This window comes from Bradyrhizobium sp., assembly GCF_035701725.1.
Classification (GTDB): Bacteria; Pseudomonadota; Alphaproteobacteria; order Rhizobiales; family Xanthobacteraceae; genus Bradyrhizobium.
The window spans coordinates 1-17,047 of the sequence record NZ_DASSRP010000174.1; the positions used below are offsets into that span (position 1 = coordinate 1).

General features: G+C 63.0%; 18 protein-coding genes. 7 read left to right on the forward strand and 11 right to left on the reverse strand.

Annotated elements, in window-relative coordinates; translation table 11 throughout:
• Both VFL62_RS10455 and VFL62_RS10460 read left to right on the forward strand, forming a co-directional pair.
• Positions 1 to 257: NAD(P)-dependent oxidoreductase (locus tag VFL62_RS10455; protein WP_325172300.1), on the forward strand; the 257-nt coding region annotated here is incomplete at its 5' end.
• Between the two features lie 18 nt (positions 258 to 275).
• The gene (locus VFL62_RS10460) at positions 276 to 1,532 is read left to right on the forward strand and encodes an FAD-binding oxidoreductase (protein ID WP_325172301.1); all 1,257 of its coding nucleotides are present in this window, start codon (positions 276 to 278) and stop codon (positions 1,530 to 1,532) included.
• Here the strand turns inward: VFL62_RS10460 and VFL62_RS10465 are convergent.
• From VFL62_RS10465 to phaR, 4 genes are all read right to left on the reverse strand, one after another.
• Entirely contained in the window at positions 1,526 to 3,031 is a 1,506-nt protein-coding gene (locus VFL62_RS10465; RefSeq protein ID WP_325172316.1) for an AMP nucleosidase, read from the reverse strand. The genes VFL62_RS10460 and VFL62_RS10465 overlap by 7 nt on opposite strands.
• Positions 3,032 to 3,163: 132 nt before the next feature.
• On the reverse strand, positions 3,164 to 3,460 hold the full coding sequence (locus VFL62_RS10470) for a PilZ domain-containing protein (protein WP_325172302.1): 297 nt from the start codon (positions 3,458 to 3,460) through the stop codon (positions 3,164 to 3,166).
• Positions 3,461 to 3,491: 31 nt separating this feature from the next.
• A complete protein-coding gene (locus VFL62_RS10475) occupies positions 3,492 to 3,674 on the reverse strand; it encodes a hypothetical protein (protein ID WP_325172303.1) in 183 nt (60 codons plus the stop codon).
• An 867-nt stretch (positions 3,675 to 4,541) separates the two neighbouring features.
• Positions 4,542 to 5,132 (reverse strand): polyhydroxyalkanoate synthesis repressor PhaR, encoded by a 591-nt coding sequence (gene phaR, locus VFL62_RS10480; RefSeq protein ID WP_325172304.1) that lies wholly within the window; start codon positions 5,130 to 5,132, stop codon positions 4,542 to 4,544.
• A gap of 280 nt (positions 5,133 to 5,412) precedes the next feature.
• On the opposite strand from phaR, the gene VFL62_RS10485 reads away from it, so the two are divergent.
• The 3 genes from VFL62_RS10485 to VFL62_RS10495 all read left to right on the forward strand — a co-directional run bounded on the left by VFL62_RS10485 (position 5,413) and on the right by VFL62_RS10495 (position 8,568).
• Entirely contained in the window at positions 5,413 to 6,588 is a 1,176-nt protein-coding gene (locus tag VFL62_RS10485; RefSeq protein WP_325172305.1) for an acetyl-CoA C-acetyltransferase, read from the forward strand.
• 234 nt (positions 6,589 to 6,822) lie between these two features.
• On the forward strand, positions 6,823 to 7,548 hold the full coding sequence (gene phbB / locus VFL62_RS10490) for an acetoacetyl-CoA reductase (RefSeq protein ID WP_325172306.1): 726 nt from the start codon (positions 6,823 to 6,825) through the stop codon (positions 7,546 to 7,548).
• Positions 7,549 to 7,701: 153 nt separating this feature from the next.
• The gene (locus VFL62_RS10495) at positions 7,702 to 8,568 is read left to right on the forward strand and encodes a DMT family transporter (RefSeq protein ID WP_325172307.1); all 867 of its coding nucleotides are present in this window, start codon (positions 7,702 to 7,704) and stop codon (positions 8,566 to 8,568) included.
• Between the two features lie 5 nt (positions 8,569 to 8,573).
• Here VFL62_RS10495 and VFL62_RS10500 read toward each other — a convergent pair whose 3' ends face one another.
• Both VFL62_RS10500 and gloB read right to left on the reverse strand, forming a co-directional pair.
• The gene (locus VFL62_RS10500) at positions 8,574 to 9,005 is read right to left on the reverse strand and encodes a cupin domain-containing protein (protein WP_325172308.1); all 432 of its coding nucleotides are present in this window, start codon (positions 9,003 to 9,005) and stop codon (positions 8,574 to 8,576) included.
• Between the two features lie 8 nt (positions 9,006 to 9,013).
• On the reverse strand, positions 9,014 to 9,781 hold the full coding sequence (gloB, locus tag VFL62_RS10505) for a hydroxyacylglutathione hydrolase (protein WP_325172309.1): 768 nt from the start codon (positions 9,779 to 9,781) through the stop codon (positions 9,014 to 9,016).
• Between the two features lie 117 nt (positions 9,782 to 9,898).
• Here gloB and VFL62_RS10510 point away from each other — a divergent pair, with 117 nt between their 5' ends.
• Positions 9,899 to 10,642, forward strand: a complete 744-nt coding sequence (locus tag VFL62_RS10510; protein ID WP_325172310.1) for a class I SAM-dependent methyltransferase — start codon at positions 9,899 to 9,901, stop codon at positions 10,640 to 10,642.
• 12 nt (positions 10,643 to 10,654) lie between these two features.
• Here VFL62_RS10510 and VFL62_RS10515 read toward each other — a convergent pair whose 3' ends face one another.
• A complete protein-coding gene (locus tag VFL62_RS10515; protein WP_325172311.1) occupies positions 10,655 to 11,404 on the reverse strand; it encodes a DUF4167 domain-containing protein in 750 nt (249 codons plus the stop codon).
• Between the two features lie 80 nt (positions 11,405 to 11,484).
• Between VFL62_RS10515 and VFL62_RS10520 the strand changes: the two genes are divergently transcribed.
• Positions 11,485 to 11,787 carry a hypothetical protein gene (locus VFL62_RS10520; protein WP_325172312.1) on the forward strand — a complete coding sequence of 101 codons (303 nt, stop codon included), beginning with the start codon at positions 11,485 to 11,487 and terminating at the stop codon, positions 11,785 to 11,787.
• Between the two features lie 163 nt (positions 11,788 to 11,950).
• Here the strand turns inward: VFL62_RS10520 and prmC are convergent, their stop codons facing one another.
• From prmC to VFL62_RS10540, 4 genes are all read right to left on the reverse strand, one after another.
• Positions 11,951 to 12,841 carry a peptide chain release factor N(5)-glutamine methyltransferase gene (prmC, locus tag VFL62_RS10525; protein ID WP_325172313.1) on the reverse strand — a complete coding sequence of 297 codons (891 nt, stop codon included), beginning with the start codon at positions 12,839 to 12,841 and terminating at the stop codon, positions 11,951 to 11,953.
• Complete coding sequence (gene prfA, locus VFL62_RS10530; RefSeq protein WP_325172314.1) at positions 12,838 to 13,923, reverse strand: peptide chain release factor 1; 1,086 nt, start codon at positions 13,921 to 13,923, stop codon at positions 12,838 to 12,840. The genes prmC and prfA overlap by 4 nt, the downstream gene beginning before the upstream one ends.
• 63 nt (positions 13,924 to 13,986) lie before the next feature.
• Positions 13,987 to 16,254: a phosphoenolpyruvate--protein phosphotransferase gene (gene ptsP, locus VFL62_RS10535; RefSeq protein WP_325172317.1), complete on the reverse strand. Its 2,268-nt coding sequence runs from the start codon at positions 16,252 to 16,254 to the stop codon at positions 13,987 to 13,989.
• A gap of 257 nt (positions 16,255 to 16,511) precedes the next feature.
• On the reverse strand, positions 16,512 to 17,047 hold a 536-nt coding region (locus VFL62_RS10540), incomplete at its 5' end, for an ACT domain-containing protein (protein WP_325172315.1).

Consider the following 17,047-nt stretch of genomic DNA (forward strand, 5'->3'; position numbering starts at 1 on the left):
CGCGCGGCGCTTGCGTCGACGAAGGCGCGCTGGTCAAGGCGTTGCAGAACGGAACGCTCAAGGGAGCGGCGCTGGACTGCACGGTCGAGGAACCGTTGCCGCAAGATTCGCCGCTGTGGTCGATGCCGAACGTCTTCATCACGCCGCATACCGGCGGCGAGACCTGCATGTATGAAACGGGCATCGCCAAGCTCTTGCAAACGAACCTGAACAAGATCTGGGCCGGCGACAACGATCTCGTCAACAAGGTGGTTTGAGCAGGCAGCGCCGTGGCCATGAAAAAGAAAAAGGTAGCCGTCATCGGAGCCGGCATGGTCGGCGCTTGCGTCGGGCGTTATCTGCAGCGCGACGGCCACGACGTCGTCATGATCGATCCGCTCGAGGCCGGGGAAGGTGCCTCGTTCGGCAATGCCGGATGTTTCAACCCCTCGTCGCTGGTGCCGATCGCGGGGCCCGACACCTTCAAGCAGGTCCCGAAATATCTGATGGACCCGCTCGGTCCGCTGTCGATCCGCTGGTCCTATCTGCCGCAGCTCGCGCCGTGGCTGATCCGCTACGGGCTCGCCGGCACGCCCGAGAAGATCAAGCAGCAGGCGCAGGCGCTCAGGACGCTGATCTCGCCCTGCTTCGACGCGCTGATGCCGCTGGTCGATGATGCCGGCGCGCAGAAATTCGTCAAACGCGACGGCATCCTCATCGTCTATCGCTCGAGGGAGAGCGTAGCGGCGGATGCGCGCGGTTGGGCGCTTCGCCGCGAAAACGGCATCGTCTGGGAGGAATTCGACGAGGCGCAGCTACGCGCTTTCGATTCCAATCTCACGCCGGATGCCAAATTCGGAAAATACGTTCCGCACAACGGCCATACGGTCAATCCGAGCGAACTGGTCAAGGCGATTGTCGATCACATCGTCAAATCGGGAGGCCGGCTGGTCAAGGCGGAGGCCAAAGGCTTCGCGTTCGATGGCGACCGGCTGGTTGCGGTCGAGACGACCGCCGGCCGGATCGAAGCCGATACTGTGGTGCTCGCCGCGGGCGCGCACTCCAAGTCGTTGGCCGCCTCCGTCGGCGACAAGGTCCCGCTGGAGACCGAGCGCGGCTACCACGTGATGATCCGAACGCCGGCCATCATGCCGCGCGTTCCCACGACGGATTCCGAGAACAAGTTCGTCGTCACGCCGATGCAGCTTGGCGTTCGCCTGGCGGGCACGGTCGAGCTGGCGGGCCTGCATGCCGCGCCGAACTGGAAACGGGCAGAAATCCTCCTCAAGCGGCTCGGCGCGCTGTTTCCGGCGCTGGGCAAGGATTATTCCGACAACGAGATCACCTACTGGATGGGTCATCGTCCGAGTCTGCCGGATTCGCTGCCTGTGCTCGGCCGCTCGACGCGCTCGGCGGATGTCGTCTACGCCTTCGGACATCAGCATATCGGCATGACCGCGGCGCCCTATACCGGCGTCGTGATTTCCGACCTGATTTCCGGCCGGCCGTCGCCGATCGATCTGGCGCCGTTTCGCGCCGACCGCTTTTACTGAAACGCGACTTCGGCGAAGCTTCGAAGCTTGCGGGAGTGCAGCCGCTCCGATTCCTGCAATTTGAGCGTCTCGAGCGCCTTCAGGCCGATCTCAAGATGCTGGCCGACCCGTTGCCGATAGAATTCGCTGGCCATGCCGGCGAGCTTGAGTTCGCCATGCAGCGGCTTGTCCGAGACGCAGAGCAGGGTGCCATAGGGCACGCGGAACCGGAAACCGTTGGCGGCGATCGCAGCCGACTCCATGTCAAGCGCGATGGCGCGCGATTGCGACAGCCGTCGGATCGTCGAGCGACCGCCGATTTCCCAATTGCGGTTGTCCACGCTCGCAACGGTTCCGGTGCGCATCAACCGCTTCAGATCAAAGCCGGAGAGCCCGGTCACTTCGCCGACGGCTCCTTCCAGCGCAACCTGCATTTCGGCTAGCGCCGGTATCGGCGCCCACAGCGGCAACTCGTTGTCCAGGACATGGTCCTCGCGCACATAGGCATGGGCGAGAACGTAGTCGCCGAGCCGCTGCGTATTCCGCAGGCCGGCGCAGTGGCCGAGCATCAGCCAGGCGTGCGGCCGCAGCACGGCGACGTGATCGGTGATGTTCCGCGCGTTGGAGGGGCCGGTCCCGATATTGATCAGGGTAATGCCGCGGTCGCCGGGCTCGACGAGATGAAAAGCGGGCATTTGCGGTACGCGCTCAGGCGCAATCCCGGTCGTGCCGCCGCCCAGGCGCGCGTTGCGCGTGATCACGTTGCCCGGGCCCACGAAGGCGTCAGGACCGGCCTGGCCTGAAGAGAGGCGCTCCTGGCACAGCGCAATAAAGGCATCGACGTAGAACTGATAGTTCGTGAAGATCACGAAATTCTGGAAATGCTCGGGATCGGTGCCGGTGTAGTGATAAAGCCGGCGCAACGAGTAATCGACGCGAGCGGCGCGAAACAAGGCCAGCGGCTCGGGTGCGCCTGGCGGCAGCTCCAGGGTGCCGTTGGCGATCGCGTCATCCATGGCAGCCAGATCAGGCACGTCGAACACGTCCCGAAGCGACGCGCCGAGGATCGACGGCCCGTTGCCGGAGAGGGCGGCTTCAACATTGATGTCCCGGCGATAGGCAAAATGAATCGGGATCGTCTCGCAGGACTCGCCGACCTCGACCGCAACGCCGTGATTTTCGATCAGCAGCCTGATCTGCTCGGTGAGATAGTTTCGGAACAGGTCAGGCCGCGTCACGCTGGTCTGATGGATGCCGGGAGCCGCGACGAAGCCGAAAGCGAGGCGCGAGTCGAGCCGGACATGGCTCGACGTCGTGATCCGAACGAAGGGATAGTTGGCGCGTATGCGGCCCGCGGGCGGTTTGCCGTTGACATAGGCTTCAAAGTGGCTGCGCAGGAACTGCGTATTCCGCGCGTAGATTTCTTCGAGCCGCGCGACGGCCGCGTCGGCATCCGTGAATGCCTCGGTGACGGCAGGCGGCGGGGTCAGCAGCACGGGATGCATCTTCGGTCCAGGCATTCTCGTCATAGCGGCACGTTCGGCGCGCCCGTCGGCAGCATATCAGGATCGTTGCGGCCGCGACAGAATCTCGCCGGTTGAAGTCATACAAGGCTGAGACGGTTGCGCTCGCCGGCCGTCAACGGAGGCAGGCTATACGTGACCGGGAGAGGGCTTCTTTGGCTTGCCGCGCTGATGCAGGAAGTTAACGCCCATCTGGTCGCCGTTCATCCAGTCAAGTTCGCAGCGACGATAGGCAAGCCCCGTCGAAGAGAGGAGCAGGAAGAACTCTTTCAGGTTCAAACCTTGAACGGAGGTTTCGATAACAAGGGTCGCCCCGTTATCCGAAATTTCCTTAAGCGTGCATGGCCGGGCCCAAGTGCCGTCGATAGCCATGATCTGGACAGCGATTGACTTTTCAAAGATTACACGGCGCTCGTCTTCCGGCATGCCGCTCAACGCGCGACCAGGCGGCAAGGTCCTAACCCTCGGTCTGCACGTCCGGGGGCTTTACGCTCTGGGGCGGCGGCAGCTCGCCCGTTTGATCCTTGAGATCGGCGGCGGCCTCGATGAGGCGCGCCGCGACGTCCCGATCCGACGTTGCCTTTGCCAGCTTGAGCAGTACTACGGCTGCCTTGCGCGCGTGATATCCGTTTTGTGCCACGGTACCGAAAATCTCCCAGCCCACCCACTATATGCAGGAAGCAGGGACTTCGTTCCGCGCGTAAGTTCAAAAATATACAAATAGAAATGGTTCCCAGAAAGCCGGCGTGGGCCCCGGAAAAACCCCGCGAGCCCCGCTCTGGCGTCGCATCTGCCGGCCCGGGAGCAGCCTCGCCTTCGCCGTATGCTCCGGGCTTGCCATTCACGAAACCCGATGACCGACCTGTTGGACCAGCAACGCCGGCCGGTTGATTGCCCCTTGCGCCGACGGGCAAATCATTTGTACGCCTCGCGTTATCCTGTCCCATAAGAGGGGCGGCTCGCGATCGCCACGAACGCGGGGCAGGGAGCGATGGCCGCTGATTTCTTCGCAAGGCGTGCGGGAACGAAGCGGACGGCCAAGCCGTGTGGTCCTGATGCCTCGACGCTGGCATCAACTCCTTAAGAAGCTAACGCTTCTCAGGGAGGATGGTGACAAGAAAGCCCGATCACCAGGGAGAGCGCGGAGTACGCCGCTAAAACCATCGCGCAGGGAATGCCGGTGTTTTCCGGCGAACCTGTGGTGACTAACTCGTGTGCTTTTTGATTTGCGCACGAGGCTGCGGGTGCGTCGATCACCCGGGATTCCCTGCGCCCTCTGATTGGAGGGAGCGAACGTTCTGTCCCAACTCGGTCGCAAAACGCGGCGCGGGAAGGTGGCCGCGTGTCCCGGACGCGGTGCAGCGCTTCAGCGATGCGCCGCAGAGCGGGGACCCAGCAATCGAATAATGGAGATAACCTTATGGGCCCCGGATCGGCAGCGCATCACTTAATCGGGCCGCGCGGTGGGCGAGCCCGATCATGCTGCGCAGCGTCCGGGGAACGCGAGCTACTCGCTCTTCGGCTCTTTCGACATGCGGTCGAGGCGGTCCTGCATGTCCTTCATCTGCTTGCGCAGATCATCGATATTGCCGTTGTCGTCGGGCGCAGGCTCCGAAGCCTTCTCGGATTCGCTGCCCGGACGCTGCGGCACGAACGGCTTGAACATCGAGAAGGTCTGTTGAAACAGTTCCATGTTGCGGCGGACCTGCTCTTCGAGCGGCGCCAGCGGCGTTCCGCTAAAGGCATCCGTAATCTGTTTACGGAATTTTTCCTGCTCGCGCGTCAGCGTATCGATCGACTGCTCCAGATATTTCGGCACCACCATCTGCATGCTGTCGCCGTAGAAGCGGATCAGCTGCCGCAGGAAGGTCGTCGGCAACAGATTCTGCCCGGCCTTGTTCTCTTGTTCGAAGATGATTTGCGCCAGCACCGAGCGCGTGATGTCGTCGCCGGTCTTGGCGTCGTAGACGAGAAAGTCCTCGCCCTCCTTGACCATCGCGGCGAGGTCTTCGAGCGTTACGTAGGTGCTCGTGCCGGTATTATAGAGCCGGCGATTTGCATATTTCTTGATGGTGGTGGGTTGATCAGATTTCGCCATGGGCTCTCGCAAAGGCCGGGAGGGGGAACCCTACGGGGCCGCCGCAGGGCTAAAGTCAACGCATTGCAGCAAAGGTAAGCATTTTCAATGCGGTTCGGCTACCGTTTTGTGCGGTGCCGGTTAATTCCAAGGCACGGACACGGCTCAGCAAAGCGCCAACCCCGCCAATTTGAATGCAGTGCGGTTGACATGCCTCAACGACGTTAACAGGATACAGGGCGAGACTGGCTTGCCATACCGGCGCCCGCCCCAAAAACAACCTCAAGCCCAGGAGATATCCATGTCAGACGATGTCGTCATCGTCAGCGCCGCCCGCACCCCGGTCGGAAGCTTTAACGGTGCCTTTGCCACGCTGCCGGCCCATGATCTCGGCGCCGTCGCCATCAAGGCCGCGCTGGAGCGCGCCGGCGTCGAGCCGGCCCGTGTTTCGGAAGTCATCATGGGGCAGATCCTGACCGCCGCGCAGGGGCAGAACCCCGCCCGCCAGGCCTCGATCGCGGCCGGCATCCCGGTCGAAAGCCCGGCTTGGGGCGTCAACCAGCTTTGCGGCAGCGGCTTGCGCACCGTGGCGCTGGGTTACCAGGCGCTGCTCAACGGCGACTCCGAAATCGTCGTCGCCGGCGGCCAGGAATCCATGAGCATGGCCCCGCATGCGCAGTATCTGCGTGGCGGCGTCAAGATGGGTGGCGTCGAGCTCGTCGACACCATGATCAAGGACGGGCTCTGGGATGCCTTCAACGGCTACCACATGGGCAACACCGCCGAGAACGTCGCCAAGCAGTATCAGATCACCCGTTCCCAGCAGGACGAATTCGCAGTTTCGTCACAGAACAAGGCCGAGGCCGCGCAGAAGTCCGGCAGGTTCAAAGACGAAATCGTGCCGGTGACGATCAAGAGCCGGAAAGGTGACGTGGTCGTCGACACGGACGAATATCCGCGTCACGGCGCGACGCTGGATGCGATGACCAAGCTGCGCGCAGCCTTCGAGAAGGACGGCACGGTTACGGCCGGCAATGCCTCCGGCATCAACGACGGTGCGGCCGCGGTCGTGCTGATGACGGCCAAGCAGGCCGCCAAGGAAGGCAAGAAGCCTTTGGCGCGCATCGTGTCGTGGGCGCATGCCGGCGTCGATCCCAAGATCATGGGCACCGGCCCGATTCCCGCCTCGCGCGCCGCGCTCAAGAAGGCTGGCTGGAGCATCGGCGATCTCGACTTGATCGAGGCCAACGAGGCCTTTGCGGCGCAGGCCTGCGCCGTCAACAAGGACCTCGGTTGGGACACCAGCAAGGTCAACGTCAATGGCGGCGCGATCGCGATTGGCCATCCGGTCGGCGCATCGGGAGCGCGCGTGTTGGTGACATTGCTGCACGAAATGCAGAAGCGCGACGCCAAGAAGGGGCTCGCGACATTGTGCATCGGCGGTGGCATGGGCATTGCGATGTGCGTCGAGCGCTAAAGCGTTTTCGAGCGCGACCAAATCCAGGCGCGTGCAACGCACGCGTCTAAAAAAGGTTCAGCCGTTGCCGCAAATATTTCCTTCGCAACCGCACAGGACTCACCTAAAGGAAACGCCCGGCGCGCGCCGGGCGTTTTGTTGTCGGTGGTCGTTTTGTTCTTGATGTTCGTCAAACCGCTCGCATAATTCGAAGCTACATAAAAAACATCTTCGAAATTCCAAGGGAGGTTCCGAATGGCACGTGTTGCATTGGTGACGGGGGGGACACGAGGTATTGGTGCGGCGATCAGCCGGGCGTTGAAGGCGGCAGGTTACAAGGTTGCCGCCAACTATGCCGGCAACGATGCGGCGGCGGAGAAGTTCAAGGCGGAGAACAGCATTCCCGTCTACAAGTGGGATGTGAGTTCGTTCGATGCATGCAGCGCCGGCGTCAAGCAGGTCGAAGCCGATCTCGGTCCGATCGAGGTGCTCGTCAACAACGCCGGCATCACCCGCGACGGCGCGTTTCACAAGATGACGCTCGAGCAGTGGAATGCGGTGATCAACACCAATCTCGGTTCGCTGTTCAATGTGACGCGTCAGGTGATCGAGGGCATGCGCGCGAGAAAATTCGGCCGCATCATCAACATTTCCTCGATCAACGGCCAGAAGGGCCAGTTCGGTCAGGTCAATTATTCGGCGGCGAAGGCCGGTGACATCGGCTTCACCAAGGCGCTCGCGCTGGAGAATGCCAAGGGCGGCATCACCGTGAATGCGATCTGCCCCGGCTACATCAACACCGAAATGGTGCAGGCGGTGCCGAAGGATGTTCTGGAAAAAAGCATCCTGCCGCTGATTCCGGTGAACCGCCTCGGTGAGCCGGATGAAATCGCCCGCGCGGTCGTCTTTCTGGCTGCCGATGATGCCGGCGCGATCACCGGTTCGACGCTATCGATCAACGGCGGACAGTATATGGTGTGATGGCGCTGCCGTCATATGGTTGCGTCAGGTGATGCAAACGATTCGTCATGCCCGGCCTTGTGCCGGGCATCCACGCCTTTGAGACTTGCGATGCGGCGAAGGCGTGGATGGCCGGGACAAGCCCGGCCATGACGGAGAAATAGCGACGATAAGATGACTCCCCGCACCGCGACCCTGATCGGCCTTTCCGCGATCCTGATGTGGTCGCTGCTCGCCGCCATGACGGTGGCGACCGGAAAGATTCCGGCCTTTCAGCTTGCCGCCATCACCTTTGCGATCGGCGGGCTGGTCGGGTTCTCGACCTTTATCGCCCGGCCCGAGGCGCTGCCGGCCTTGCAGCAGCCGCCGCTGGTATGGGCGGTCGGTGTCGGCGGCTTGTTCGGCTATCACGCGCTGTATTTCCTGGCGCTGCGCTTCGCGCCGCCGGCGGAAGCCGGGCTCCTGAACTATCTCTGGCCGCTCCTGATCGTTCTGTTCTCGTCGTTCCTGCCCGGCGAGCGGCTGGCCGCCCATCACATCATCGGCGCATTGGCAGGGCTTGCCGGCACGGTGCTTCTGATCGGCGGCGGCCTGTCCGGCTTTGCGCCGGGGCAATTGCCGGGATTGTTCGCGGCCTTTGTCGCAGCCTTCGTCTGGGCGAGTTATTCGGTGATGTCGCGGCGTCTCAAAGCGGTGCCGACCGACGCGGTGGCCGGTTTCTGTCTTGCCACCGCCCTGCTCGCCGCGCTGATGCACGCGCTGCTTGAAACCACCGTATGGCCCGAGACGGCAGGGCAATGGCTTGCCATCGTCGCGCTCGGCCTCGGGCCCGTCGGCGCCGCATTCTACACCTGGGATGTCGGCATGAAGCGTGGCGACATCCGCGTGCTCGGTGCGGCCTCCTATGCGACGCCGCTGCTGTCGACGTTATTTCTGGTTCTGGCCGGCTTCGCCAAGCCGAGCGCCAACATCGCGCTTGCCGCCGTGCTGATCGCCGGCGGCGGACTGATTGCGGCGAAAGACCTGTTTCGCAGGCGCTGAGAGCGCTACTTGGGAGTCCAGCCTTTTGGTGCCAGTTCGAAGCCCGCAAAGTCGAATCCCGGCGCGACGGTGCAGCCGACCAGCGTCCAGTCGCCGGTGCTTTCCGCAGCCTGCCAGGCATGCGCCGGCACGATCGCCTGCGGCATTTCGCCTGCGGCGAGATCGCCTCCAAGCCGGAGCTGACGGGTGCCCTCGGGGGCGGCGATCTCAAGGGTCAACGCATCGCCGGCATAATAGTGCCAGGTCTCGACCGCATCGACGCGATGCCAGTGCGAACGCTCGCCCCGCGCCAGCAGGAAATAGATCGCGGTGGAGCGCGAGCGGCCGTTCGCGTCGCAGTTGGAATCGCGAAACGTCTCGCGATAGTGGCCGCCTTCCGGGTGGGGCTTCAGGCCAAGCCGTGCGACGATCTCGGCAGCGGCCAGCCGCTGGGACATCGGACTGCTCAGGACTTGTTCTTGCGTTCGCGCAGCTCGCCGAATATTTCGGCGGGGCTGCGGTCTTTCATTCGCACGCTGGCGGCGACCGACGGTTCGTCCGCGCGCAGAAACACGTTGGCCTTTTTCTCCTCGCCGAGCAGCGTCGGGATCGTCGGCTTGTTGGCGTCACGCAAGCGCTTCACCTGTTCGGCGCGAGCTTTCAACACCGGATTCTCCGGCTCGATCGTCAGCGCGAACTTGATGTTCGAGGCCGTGTATTCGTGACCGCAATACAATTTGAAATCGTCGGGCAGCGCGCGCAGTTTCAAAAGCGAGTCCCACATCATCGGATAATTGCCCTCGAACACGCGTCCGCAGCCGATCGAGAACAGCGTGTCGGCGGCGAACAGCGCTTTTTCGTTGTCGAAGACGTAAGAGACGTGATCGAGCGTGTGGCCGGGCGTTTCGAGAACGCGCGCCAGCAGACTTCCGATCTTCAGCACGTCGCCCTGTTTGGTGCGTAGGTCGACATCGGCGATCTTGGTCGACTTGTCGTGCGGCGCGACGACGCGGCATTTATATTTCTGTTTCAGTTCGGCAACGCCGCCGACATGATCGTGATGATGGTGGGTGATGAGGATGTCGGTCAGCGTCCAGCCTTCGCGCTCCAGCGCGGCGATAATCGGTGCGGCTTCCGGCGCATCGATCGAGGCTGTTGCCTTGGTTGCGGGGTCGTGAATCAGATAGCCGAAATTATCGGACAGGCAGGGGAACAGGCGAATTTCGGCAGCCATGATGTCTCCGTGTGCTTATTGTCGTGCGTCCCAGCGCATGAAATAGGGCGTTAACGGCGATTGAGCAATGCGCGATTGGGCGCCCAATTTGCCGGCCTGCCGTGATAGATTGAGCGCATGACCCTCGATGTGATCGACCTCAGGGATTTTTATTCGCAGCGCCTCGGCATCGTGGCGCGGCGGCTGATCAATCGCGGCATTCATGCGCGCTGGTCGGAGGCCGAAGGCCAACGCGTCCTGGGCATCGGCTATCCAACGCCTTATCTCGGCCTGTTTCGCGATTCTTCCGAACGCTGCATCGCCTTCATGCCGGCGGCGCAAGGCGTGCTGAAATGGCCAACGGCGCGGCCAACCCTGGCCTCGCTCGTCGACGAGTTGTCGCTGCCGCTGCCGGATGCGGCGGTCGATCGCATCCTGCTGGTCCATGCACTTGAAATGTCCGACGATCCGGAAGCGCTGCTGCGCGAGGTGTGGCGCGTTCTGGCGCCTTCGGGTCGCATGATGGCGGTGATTCCGAATCGACGCAGCGTATGGACGCGCACGGACAACACGCCGTTCGGTCACGGCCGGCCCTATTCGCGCTCGCAGATCACGCAGCTGTTGCGGCAGACCTGGTTCACGCCGATCGGTTGGGGCGAAGCGTTGTTCGTGCCGCCGGTCGCAGCCGGCTGGTTCCTGCGCTCGGCCATGGCATGGGAGCGCATCGGCGCGTCAATCTCTAAGCCGTTTGCGGGCGTTCACATCGTGGAAGCCACCAAGCAGGTCTATCGCGCTATTCCCGCCCACCGCGAGCGCACGCGGCTGATACCGGCGTTGCCGCCGGTCCTGGTGCCGTCGTCTTTTCAGCGCGAAGAGAACTAGCTCGCGGACGAGCTAGTCATTTCCCGGATTGAAATCGTCGCCGGGTGCTGCGGGCGCTGCAGCCATTCCTTCCGGACGCGGTCCGTGCGGACGACGCCGACGCCGCGGGAAGCGTTCGCGTTCGCCGCCATTGCCTTCATAGCCGGAGTGACCGCCGTTGATCTGCGGCTGCGGTCCGGTGATGAAGGAGGGCAGGCGGTCGACGCCGCCACTGTCCGGCGCCGAAGGCTGCGGCTGCTGCTGGAATTGCGGCTGGTTGCGCGGCTCGCGGTGCTCGCGCGGTTGTTGCTGCTCGCGCGACTGGTACGGTTGCTGATGGTCGCGCTGACCACTGTCGCGGTCACGATTGTCGCGCTCGCGCGGGTAAGGCTGCTGTTGCTGGACCGGGACAAAACCCGGCTCCTGGCCGAAGCTGCTCGAAAATCCATCCTCGTCCTCGCCGTCCTCCGAGGTGGCATCGACATCGGGCCGCGGTTGCTGCGGCTGATTCTGCCGGAACTGCTCCTGGGCCGCTGCGATCAGGCGGAAATAGTGTTCGGCGTGCTGATAGTAGTTTTCTGCCGCAACGGGGTCGCCGGAGGACCGCGCATCGCGCGCAAGCTGCACATATTTTTCTGCGACGTGGGAGGCAGTGCCGCGGATCTTGATGTCGGGTCCGTTGGATTCAAACACCCGAGTCATTGGGTTCTGACCGCGCCGGTTATTGTTGTTGTTATTATTATTCCGGTTACGCATCCGTTTATTGTTTTGACCGTTTCTCATATCGTGCCTTTGATCCAGCCCTGAAATTGCCTTGCAAAACTCCTCAAGCCTTCACGATCGATTGGGCTTTCGGAATATCGTTGTTTGCTTCGTTTGCCGTTTCGTTCGATGTCGAGCGCCGACTGGTCCGGCCCGTGCGATCAGCTCGCGCGTGCAGGCTCAAAACCGCCGCTCATTTCCACACAGATCTGCCGTACGTCGCAGTCAACAAAGACGCGTTCCCCACCAGCCCGGCGCGCGTCGCCGGCCGCATCAGGTCATTCCGCCTGCCAAAACAAGCACAGGTCTCGAGCGTGATTCATCAAGCGCAATATCAGGCTTTCGTTCGCTTTGCGGTCGATGGCTGCGCAGCTTTTTTATCTAAGCCATCGCGCTCAAAATGACCTGCGTTTTGGAACCTTTTCACCCTGGGCAGGCTCTCGCTGTGAGAACTCTGGCCTCGATCCGTAGCTGCTTACGGGGCCAGTCACCCTGGACTGATGTTGGCCGGAACGTAGTCGCTCCCGGAGAATATTCCAAGTGCTTTTTTTGCATTCCAATCGGGCTTTATCGGGGCAGTTTCCGCCCCGCCACCGCGCGCGGGATGCCCGCCAGATCGGCCTTCGGCGGCAGGTCCGCCGTTAACCCTGAGGCCGACATCAACGCCGCAATAGGGCCGCTTTGGCCATATCCGGCCTCGACAACGAGGGTGCCTCCTGCGGCCAAAAGCCGGGCGGCCTCGGGCACAATTGCACGATAGGCATCAAGGCCATCCGTGCCCCCGTCCAGGGCGGCGGGCGGATCATATTGGCGTACCTCCGGGTCAAGGCCGCCGATCTCCGCCGAACGAATATAAGGCGGGTTCGACACGATCAGGTCGAACGCTCCCGCCAGCGCTGTCATGTAGTTGCAAGCGACAAAGCGGGCTCGGGAGTTCAAGCCCAAGGCCACGGCGTTGTTCCGCGCCGTCTGTAACGCCTCAAAGCTGATGTCTGTGCCGACGCCGGTCGCATCGGGAAACTCGGACAATAACGCAAGAAGGATCGCGCCCGAACCAGTGCCGACGTCGACGATCTGTCGCTGCTTCATCATATGGTGTTGGCCGCGACACGCTTCAAGCGCCAGTTCCACGACTGTTTCCGTGTCCGGCCTCGGCACCAGCGTTGCCGGCGACAATTGCAGCGTCAGCCCCCAAAACTCCTTCACGCCGAGAATGCGGGCAACCGGCTCGCCCACGATGCGTCGCCGTAGAAAATCTTCGAGCACTGCCGCTTCGTCATGCGTGACGATTCGTGTGCCGGCCGCGATCAGCCCGGTGAGATCGAGGCCGAATGCCGCACCGGCGAGCAGCCGCGCATCGAGTTCAGCCGAGTCGATCCCCGCGGATGCAAGTCGAGCTGTTGCTGTGCGGCGCGTCGCTTCAACGGTTTGTCCTCCGAAAGCGCCGGATGCTGTCACGCTGCCGCGCCCTGTGCCGCAAGTTGGGCGGCCTGGTGCTCGGTCGTCAGCGCATCGATCAACTCGCCGAGCGCTTCGCCCGAGATGACCTGCGGCAGCTTATAGAGCGTCAGGTTGATGCGGTGGTCGGTGACGCGTCCTTGCGGAAAATTATAGGTGCGGATGCGCTCGCTGCGGTCGCCGGAGCCGACCTTCTCCTTGCGGTCGGCCGAGCGCGCGGCGTCGATGCGTTGCCGTTCGGCGTCATAGATGCGCGAGCGCAGGATGTTCATGGCGGAGGCGCGGTTCTTGTGCTGCGAGCGGCTGTCCTGCATCATCACGACGATGCCGGTCGGAATATGCGTAATGCGGATCGCCGATTCGGTCTTGTTGACGTGCTGGCCGCCGGCGCCTTGCGCCCGCATGGTCTCGATCCGCAGGTCTTCGTTCTTGATGTCGACGTCGACGTCCTCGACCTCGGGCAATACCGCAACCGTCGCCGCCGAGGTATGTATGCGCCCTTGCGTTTCGGTGTCGGGCACCCGCTGCACCCGATGCACGCCAGATTCGAATTTCAGCTTCGCGAACGCGCCGCGGCCCTGCACCTCGGCGATGATTTCCTTGTAGCCGCCGACCGTGCCCTCGCTCGCCGAAATCACCTCGACCTTCCAGCCCTGCAGGTTGGCGAAGCGCTCGTACATGCGGAACAGATCGCCGGCAAACAGCGAGGCTTCGTCGCCGCCGGTGCCGGCGCGGATTTCCAGCATCACGTTGCGATCGTCCATTGCGTCTTTCGGCAACAGCGCGACGCGGATCTTCTGCTCGAGATCGCCGATGCGCGCCTGCAATTCATCGCGCTCGGCTTCGGCCATGCTGCGCATTTCAGGGTCGGATGCCGCATCCGCAATCAGGCTTTCGGCGCCGTCGAGTTCACTGCACGCGGCGCGATAGGCCTTGACGGCGTCGATCAGTGGATTGAGTTCGGCCAGCTCGCGGGTGATCTGGACGTATCTGTCGGAGCCGACCTGCCCGAGAAGTTCGGCCTCGAGTGAAGCGTGGTGCGCCAGCAGAACGTCCAGTTTGGCTTCGGGGAGCATCGACATGGTGAAGTCTCGAATGTAGGCGGCAGTTTCGCGGAATGCAGGTGGCAGGCGAGCGAAGGCCCGCTACAACGCCAGACCTTCTGCTTCGGCAAATTCGGTCAGCTTCTGACGGATCGATACGCTGCCGGAGGGCGCATCGAGCATCGCGCTCATCGCGGCCTCAGCTTTCTTGGCATCGAGGTCGAGGATCATGGCCTTGACCGGGCCGTGCGCGGTTGCCGACAACGACAGCGAGCGGTAACCGAGCGCAATCAGCGCCAGCGCGCCGATCGGCTTCGACGCCATCTCGCCGCAAAGTGAAGCCGATTTCTTGGCGGCCTTGGCCTTTTGCACGATCTCGCGCAGCACGCGCAGGATCGGCGCCGACAAGGTGTCGAACCGTTCGGAAACCTTGGCGTTGCCGCGATCGACTGCGAACAGGAACTGGAACAGGTCGTTCGATCCCACCGAGATGAAGTCGACCTTCTTCAAAAGCTCGTCGAGCTGATACAAAAGGGCCGGCACTTCCAGCATGGTGCCGATATCGATCCGTTCGGGCAGCGCGTGTCCGTGTTGGCGCAGGTATGTCAGCTCGCGCTCAACGATGCTCTTGGCAGCATCGAACTCGGCGACTTCCGTGATCATCGGAAACATGATGCGCAGGCTTCGTCCGCCGCCGGCCCGCAGCAGCGCCCGAATCTGTCCGCGCAGGAGGCCGGGTCGATCGAGCCCGAGCCGGATGGCACGCCAGCCGAGCGCCGGATTTTCCTCGATCACGCTCTCCATATACGGCAGCGCCTTGTCGCCGCCGATGTCGAGGGTGCGAAACGTCACCGGCTTGGAGCCGGCAGCGTCCAGCACGGTGCGGTACAAAGCGAGCTGATCGCTGGTGCGCGGCAGGCTCTGGCCGACCATGAATTGCAGCTCGGTACGGAACAGGCCGATGCCGGCCGAGCCGGTGTCGTCGATATGCGGCAGGTCGATCGCGAGCCCGGCATTGATCAGGAGTTCGACCGGCTGGCCGTCCTTGGTCACGCAGGGCTTGTCGCGCAGGGCCGAGTACTGGGCCTGGCGCCGCGCGCGAAACCGTACGCGCTCCGCATAGGCCGCTTCGATCTCGGCCGAGGGCCTGACATAGATCGAGCCGGACGTGCCGTCGACGATGATGGCATCGCCGGGGTCGGCGATGCCTGGCGCGTTCGGCACCTCGCCGACCGCGGGAATGCCGAGAGCGCGGGCCACGATCGACACGTGCGAGTTGGCGGTGCCTTCCTCGAGCACCAGGCCGCGCAGACGCTTGCGGTCGTAATCGAGCAGCGCGGCGGGGCCCATCGCGCGGGCGATCAGGATCGCGTTGTCGGGCAGTTGCTCGCGCGAGGGCGCATGATCCTGTCCGACCAGTTGCCGCATCAGGCGATGGCCGAGATCCTCGAGATCGTGCAGGCGGTCGCGCAAATAGGGGTCGGTGGAGCGCAGCATGCGCGCGCGAGTATCGGACTGAACGCGTTCGACGGCCGCCTCTGCGGTCAGGCCGGTAGCGACCGCCTCGTGCAGCTTGTGCGACCAACCATGATCGTTGGCAAACATCCGGTAGGCTTCGAGCACGTCGCGGTGCTCGCCGCCATCGGCGACGTCGCCGCGTTCCAGCATGCGATCGAGGTCGGCGCGCAACTTTGCCAGTGCCGAATCCAGCCGCTTGATTTCCTTCGGCAGATCTTCGGCAATGTAGTTGGTGATGACGACACGCGGCTCGTGCAGCACCACGTGGCCGAGCGCGATACCGTCGGACAGGATGGCGCCGACCTTGTGCAGCGAATGGCGCGCGGCAGGTTCGGCGCCCGGCTGGGCCAGCGCGGCCAATTCGCCGGAGGCGATCATTTCCGCCAGCACCATCGCGGTGGTCTGGAGCGCCTCGACCTCTTCCTCGACATAGGTGCGTTTGGCGCGGTTCTGCACCACCAAGACGCCGAGCGTGTTGCCGGCGCGCAGGATCGGCACGCCGAGGAAGGAGTGGTAGATCTCTTCGCCGGTCTCCGGGCGGAAGGAGAAGGCCGGGTGGCTTTGGGCGTCGTTGAGATTGAGCGGCGTCGCCTCGCTGGCGACAAGGCCGACCAGGCCCTCATGCGCGTTCAGCACGGTGCGGTGCACGGCGTCGCGGTTCAGACCCTCGGTAGCATAGAGTTCGAGCGTAGTATCGATGCGCAGCACATAGACCGAGCAGACTTCCGCCACCATGTTGGCGGCGATCAGCACGACGATCTTGTCCAGCCGCTCCTGGGCCGAGACCTGCTCCGCCATGGTTTCGCGAAGCCGTCTCAACAGGACGCGGGGGCCTCCCGATGCGCTTCGCAGTGGGTTCAAATCCTATTCCTCCAGCCGGCCGGGAGCAGGCGTTTAGACTCAAAACGCAACAATTTTATTCATTCGGCGGTGCCGCGAAGCCAAGCTAATGGCCGAATCGCGCCGCGAAAACAGTGGCACGGTTCACAATTGAGCTCATTCAGGCCGTATACCGAATCGAGCCTTGTTTTGCCAAGCAAAAGGCCTGCCAGTGCCCCGAACACTGACGCGGCGACGTTATGTTGCAGCCGCTAACAGAAAAAATATTTCTAGACTTGATCGAGCCCGTAGAGGGTGTGCAGCGTCCGCACGGCGAGTTCGGTATAAGCGGTGTCGATCAGCACAGAAAACTTGATTTCCGATGTGGTGATGGCGCGGATATTGATGTTGCGCGCCGCGAGCGCCGAAAATGCCTTGGCGGCGACGCCGGCATGGCTGCGCATGCCGCTGCCGATCACCGAAACCTTGGCGACGTCGGTCGCGGTATCGAGCCGGGCATAGCCGATCTTGGCCTTGGCCGATGTGATGGTGTCGCGGGCGCGGGTGTAGTCTGACGCCGGCACCGTGAAGGTGAGGTCGGTGGTCTTGCCGTCCTCGGAGACGTTTTGCACGATCATGTCGACATTGATGTTGGCGTCCGCCAGCGGGCCGAAGATCGATGCCGCGACCCCGGGCTTGTCCTCGATCTGGCGAATGGAAATCTGCGCCTCGTCCTTGGAGAAGGCGATGCCGGTGACGACGTGACTTTCCATGATTTCCTCCTCACCGCAGATCAGCGTGCCAGGCGGCTGGTTGGCGTGCGGAT

What these genes read in the sequence shown, in the direction of transcription:
- VFL62_RS10460 (WP_325172301.1), top strand. Translation starts at nt 276, where the DNA reads ATGAAAAAGAAAAAGGTAGCCGTCATCGGAGCCGGCATGGTCGGCGCT.
- VFL62_RS10465 (WP_325172316.1), bottom strand. Translation starts at nt 3,031, where the DNA reads ATGCCTGGACCGAAGATGCATCCCGTGCTGCTGACCCCGCCGCCTGCC.
- VFL62_RS10470 (WP_325172302.1), bottom strand. Translation starts at nt 3,460, where the DNA reads ATGCCGGAAGACGAGCGCCGTGTAATCTTTGAAAAGTCAATCGCTGTC.
- phaR (WP_325172304.1), bottom strand. Translation starts at nt 5,132, where the DNA reads ATGGCGAAATCTGATCAACCCACCACCATCAAGAAATATGCAAATCGC.
- VFL62_RS10485 (WP_325172305.1), top strand. Translation starts at nt 5,413, where the DNA reads ATGTCAGACGATGTCGTCATCGTCAGCGCCGCCCGCACCCCGGTCGGA.
- phbB (WP_325172306.1), top strand. Translation starts at nt 6,823, where the DNA reads ATGGCACGTGTTGCATTGGTGACGGGGGGGACACGAGGTATTGGTGCG.
- VFL62_RS10495 (WP_325172307.1), top strand. Translation starts at nt 7,702, where the DNA reads ATGACTCCCCGCACCGCGACCCTGATCGGCCTTTCCGCGATCCTGATG.
- VFL62_RS10500 (WP_325172308.1), bottom strand. Translation starts at nt 9,005, where the DNA reads ATGTCCCAGCGGCTGGCCGCTGCCGAGATCGTCGCACGGCTTGGCCTG.
- gloB (WP_325172309.1), bottom strand. Translation starts at nt 9,781, where the DNA reads ATGGCTGCCGAAATTCGCCTGTTCCCCTGCCTGTCCGATAATTTCGGC.
- VFL62_RS10510 (WP_325172310.1), top strand. Translation starts at nt 9,899, where the DNA reads ATGACCCTCGATGTGATCGACCTCAGGGATTTTTATTCGCAGCGCCTC.
- VFL62_RS10515 (WP_325172311.1), bottom strand. Translation starts at nt 11,404, where the DNA reads ATGAGAAACGGTCAAAACAATAAACGGATGCGTAACCGGAATAATAAT.
- prfA (WP_325172314.1), bottom strand. Translation starts at nt 13,923, where the DNA reads ATGTCGATGCTCCCCGAAGCCAAACTGGACGTTCTGCTGGCGCACCAC.